This is a genomic window from Methylobacterium oryzihabitans, from assembly GCF_004004555.2.
GTDB classification, from domain to species: Bacteria; Pseudomonadota; Alphaproteobacteria; order Rhizobiales; family Beijerinckiaceae; genus Methylobacterium; species Methylobacterium oryzihabitans.
Map to the genome: position 1 here is coordinate 1 of NZ_SACP01000128.1, position 483 is coordinate 483.

The window sequence follows — 483 nt, forward strand, 5'->3', positions numbered from 1 at the left end:
CTGCCCGTGCACGTTCGGCAGCGCTCTGGAACACCTGGCGTACTTCTTCGGACTTGGCTTTGCTGACCGACCTGGCAGCCAGCAATTCATCGACCACACGAATGCACTGGCCCAGGGCGGTGTCCAGTTGCTCAGCGTCAGAGGCGTCAGCGATATCACCCAGATAAGGAGCGATGAGGTACACGTAACGGTCCTGCAGCTTGAGCGCTGCCAGCGCATCGAGGGCTTTCTGGAACCGATCGGCGGCGGCAGGGCTCATGCTCAATTTATCGAAATGAATCAGGCTCACACGGTCAGTGGCCATTGACGAAGCTCCGTTTCCTGGTGCGGCCTGGCCCACAAGCAGCAACGCTTCTACGGTGCCCGGATGTGCAGGCCAGGGTAATGCCCACAGGGTACCAGAACGCGAGGCAGAAAGGGCCACCGCCCCCAGAACTAAAAGTATTTGGCAGGTCGCGCAATGGACGCCCAAAGACGTTTACG

The 483-nt window shown here is 59.6% G+C and carries 1 protein-coding gene; it reads right to left on the reverse strand.

Going from position 1 to position 483, the window contains the following annotated elements:
• Nucleotides 1-304 (reverse strand): hypothetical protein (locus EOE48_RS28680; RefSeq protein ID WP_127734241.1); only part of this gene is annotated, 304 nt, incomplete at its 3' end.
• Nucleotides 305-483 lie beyond the last annotated feature (179 nt).